Source organism: Mesorhizobium sp. M7A.F.Ca.ET.027.03.2.1 (assembly GCF_003999175.1).
GTDB lineage: Bacteria > Pseudomonadota > Alphaproteobacteria > Rhizobiales > Rhizobiaceae > Mesorhizobium.
Map to the genome: position 1 here is coordinate 1 of NZ_RZOM01001048.1, position 2,192 is coordinate 2,192.

The window sequence follows — 2,192 nt, forward strand, 5'->3', positions numbered from 1 at the left end:
CCTCTGTCCTGCCGGACAGAGGGGGGCGTTCAAGCGCTGACAGGCGACATCAATTGCATGGAAGGAGCCACCCTTGCCGCCAGCCGCTGAAGCCGCATCGTCCGAACCCATCCTGCTTGCCGTCGAAGGCATCACCAAGCATTTCTCGGGCGTCACCGCGCTCAGCGACGTCTCGCTCGATATCCGCCCCGGCGAGATCCTCGGCCTGCTCGGCGAAAACGGGGCCGGCAAGTCGACGCTCTTGAAAATCCTCTCGGGCGTCATGCCGCCGTCGGGCGGCCGCATCACTTTCGACGGTGCCGATTATCATCCATCCAGCCCGCAGGATGCCAAGCGGCTCGGCATCGTCACCATCTACCAGGAGCTCAGCCTGATCCCGACGCTGACGGTGGCGGAAAATATCTTTATCGGCCGCGCGCCGATCGGTCCGTTCGGGCTGGTCAGTTGGAAGCGGATGGAGCAGGACTCCCGCACGATCATCGCCCGCGTCGGCCTCTCCATCGATCCGATGACGCCGGTGTCGGCGCTGTCGGTGGCCGAACAGCAACTGGTCGAGATTGCCCGCGCCCTGTCGCTGAAAAGCCGGCTGATCATCATGGACGAACCGACCTCGGCGCTGACCGAGACCGAGGTGCAGCGGTTGCTGTCGATCATGGACCGGCTGCGCAAGGACAAGGTCGCCATCATGTTCGTCACCCACCGGCTGGAGGAAGCCTCCGCCATCTGCGACCGCATGACGGTGCTGCGCGACGGTAGGCTGGCCGGGCATCTCGACCGTGAGGGTGGACCGATCGCCCTGCCCAAAATCATCGAGAAGATGGTTGGCCGCGCGGCGTCCGAGCTCTACGCCCGGCCGGCGCAACGCACGGTGGCCGGCGATGTCGTGCTGTCGGTGCGCGGCCTGCGCACCGTGCGCGATCCCGAAGCGCCGCACGCCATCGTGCTCGACGGCGTCGACATCGACCTCAAGGCCGGTGAAATCCTCGGCGTTGCCGGGCTTGTCGGCTCGGGCCGCACCGAGCTGGCGCGCGCCATCTTCGGCGCCGACCGTATCGCGGCCGGCACCATCACGCTCGATGGCAAGCCGATCGCCCCGGCATCGCCCGCAGACGCCATTGCGCTCGGCATCGGCCTGCTGCCGGAGGATCGCAAGCACCAGGCGATCTTTGCCGCGCTGGGCATCCTGCCGAATTTCTCCATCGCTTCGCTGGGCAGCTTCAGCAACGGTTTCGGCTTCATGGCCGAGCGGCGCGAGCGCGATGCGCTATCCGGGTTTCGCAAAATGCTGTCGATCCGCATGGCTTCGGCCGAGCAGGCGATCGAAGGCCTGTCGGGCGGCAACCAGCAGAAGGTGATCTTGGCGCGCTGGCTGGCGCGCGATCCGAAAGTGCTGATCGTCGACGAGCCGACGCGCGGCGTCGATGTCGGCGCCAAGACCGAGGTGCACCAGATCCTGGTGCAGCTTGCGGCGCGCGGCATTGCGGTGATGATGATTTCGTCAGAGCTGCCCGAGGTGCTTGCGGTGTCGGACCGCATCGTGACCATGCGCCGGGGACGCATCACCGGCCAGATGCCGGGCGTCGAGGCAAACGAGGAAAGACTGATGGAACTGATGGCACTCGACCGCAAGGAGACACTATGAGCGTGGCGGGGGAACAGGATCAGCGCGGCGGCATCAACTTCGCGCGGCTTTTGATGAGCTTCGGTCCGCTGCTGTTCCTGGTGGCGCTGATCATCGTCTTCACCGTGCTGAAGCCGAGCTTCATGGACCCGATCAATTTGTTCAACATCACAAGGCAGATCTCGATCACCGGGCTGATCGCGCTCGGCATGACCTTCGTCATCCTCACCGCCGGCATCGACCTGTCGGTCGGTTCGCTGCTCGCCTTCTGCGGTATGGTCGCCGCCGTGGTCGCCAAGGGCGGCTCCGCCAACACGCTGTCGCTGTCGACGAGCGGCACGCAAGGATTCGGCTGGTTCGCAGCACTCTTGGCCGCCGTCGTTGTGGGCGCTGCTGCCGGCGGGGTGCAAGGGCTTGTCATCACCCGGCTGAAAGTGCCGCCCTTCGTCGTCACGCTGGGCGGGCTGACGGTGTTTCGCGGGCTGACGCTGACCATCTCAAACGGCGGCCCGATCTCGGGCTTCGACGCCTCGATGCGCTGGTTCGGAACCGGGCTGATCGGCCCCGTGCC

2 protein-coding genes are annotated in these 2,192 nt (G+C 65.9%); both read left to right on the forward strand.

Annotated elements, in window-relative coordinates; translation table 11 throughout:
- Positions 1-73: 73 nt before the first annotated feature.
- Positions 74-1,642, forward strand: a complete 1,569-nt coding sequence (locus tag EN750_RS30930) for a sugar ABC transporter ATP-binding protein (RefSeq protein WP_127398991.1) — start codon at positions 74-76, stop codon at positions 1,640-1,642.
- Positions 1,639-2,192: ABC transporter permease (locus EN750_RS30935; RefSeq protein ID WP_145968074.1), on the forward strand; the 554-nt coding region annotated here is incomplete at its 3' end. The genes EN750_RS30930 and EN750_RS30935, both read left to right, overlap by 4 nt.